Annotated in this window: 1 protein-coding gene and 1 tRNA gene; one reads left to right on the forward strand and one right to left on the reverse strand. The window is 36.3% G+C overall.

Annotated features, from left to right (window positions below):
* The first annotated feature begins 17 nt into the window (after window positions 1–17).
* Window positions 18–947, forward strand: coding sequence for a serine hydrolase (locus F6K13_RS32005; protein WP_287289727.1), 930 nt, complete (start codon window positions 18–20; stop codon window positions 945–947).
* A gap of 67 nt (window positions 948–1,014) precedes the next feature.
* On the opposite strand, the gene F6K13_RS32010 is transcribed toward F6K13_RS32005, so the two are convergent.
* Window positions 1,015–1,104 (reverse strand) — tRNA-Ser (locus F6K13_RS32010).
* Window positions 1,105–1,672: the final 568 nt, after the last annotated feature.

Here is a 1,672-nt window from a genome sequence, read left to right on the forward strand (position 1 = left end):
TCTTGATTGCCTCTATAATGTCTTTACCCAGAATATTTAACTGTTCATCTCGATCAAAAAAAGTCATTATAGAGGCAATCAAGATAGAGTTTTCGGAATTAACTTATGAGCAAATTGCGATAACTTGGTTAGTCTACTATTTACCAATGGCAGGAAATATTAAGAATTCTACAGAGTTTTGGCAACAGCAAGTGCGTGGTTGGAGCGATCACGGTGATGAACGAATGTATGCTGCTGGAATAGTCCATTTATTCTATCTTATAGCTATCTATGAGTGGTTAGAGAAAGGAATGGTCAAAACCTCAAAAGAGTTAGAAAGAGCAATTCGAGATATGATCGTTTATTCTAGCAACGATGCTACTGGTCTAGTTGTAGATGTTTTAACTGGAACTACCAGTGGACCTGAAATATCATCAGGACCTTTTCAAACCTGGAAATATCAACGTAACTTTGTCAATCGTTATTTTCAATCTCTGAAGTGGCCTGAGTTAAAATTCATTAATATTAATCAAAAAACATGGTGTGATGGTCCTTATGGTCGAGAAAGGATGTTTCAAGGACTATTGATGGAAAATCGAAATATAGTTACTACTCATAGCACAGCTCGTTTGCTACATAGTATTGTGGGTGGGGTTGCAGTATCTCCTGTCGCCTCACAAAAAATGATGAACTTGTTAAAGAAAAATCCTAGCCAAGATAAATTAAGAGATAGAAGTAAGGAACAATCTATAGGATTTTTGGACGATAGTCTACCTCAGGATACTAAAGTATGGTGCAAAGGAAGCTCGGACAACCAAGTGCGTCATAATTTTGCTTATATTGAGTTACCAAATATTAAGCCATATCTTTTAGTTGTATTTACAGAAGGCAAGAACCTTAGTCAAAATGAAAAGATAATGCCTTATATTTCCCAAAGGTTTGTAGAGGCAATGAAAAAATTACAATAAAAGAACAAAAATATTTTTTCTCTTATGTTTTATGTCTTTAATTTATTTAATTTAACTATATTTATAACGGAGAAGGAGGGATTCGAACCCTCGGTACGGGGTTCTCCCGTACAACTCATTAGCAGTGAGCCGCTTTCGACCACTCAGCCACCTCTCCAATAATAATAATTATCTACTTTTTTGACATTCTGCCAACTTTGCCCTTAGGCGACAGCACAGGATTCCTAACCATGGCTGATTAGGGCTTTCTGATTTTAACTTATCTGCCTCCAAGGTCGAGGCTTTTTCCGGTCTTACGGTCAATCAACAGTAAGTCCCTAATTCGACATATCCCCTAGACAATACTAGGTAACCAGCCTTATTTTATTTACCATAGCACACTATTGAGAAAACCGCAACATTGATTTATTTTTCCATAAGACACTCCCTTGTCAGGAGAGCGCGGGCCTTCAAGCAACGTTGAGATAACAGATATTTGTTGGTTATGGCAGGACTATTATAGAAGTTATATTTCCCAAAGTAAAGATTAGGTAAAAATAAAGGATTACCTGAACTCTCGAACAACTATTCCTAGTTACTTAATCTTGATATCTTTTACTTCTAGCTTAGAGTTTGTTGCCACAATCCTCAGTAAACAAATTCATAGATATAAACTTTTCGGCTCCCTAGAGTTATATGGTTACTAACTCTGGGGAGCCGAAAAGTTTATATCTATGAATTTGTTT

The sequence above is a fragment of the Okeania sp. SIO2B9 genome, from assembly GCF_010672505.1.
In the GTDB taxonomy this organism is placed as follows: Bacteria; Cyanobacteriota; Cyanobacteriia; order Cyanobacteriales; family Microcoleaceae; genus Okeania; species Okeania hirsuta.

Coding starts and splice junctions, on each gene's coding strand:
- F6K13_RS32005 (WP_287289727.1), top strand. CDS start 18: ATGTCTTTACCCAGAATATTTAACTGTTCATCTCGATCAAAAAAAGTC.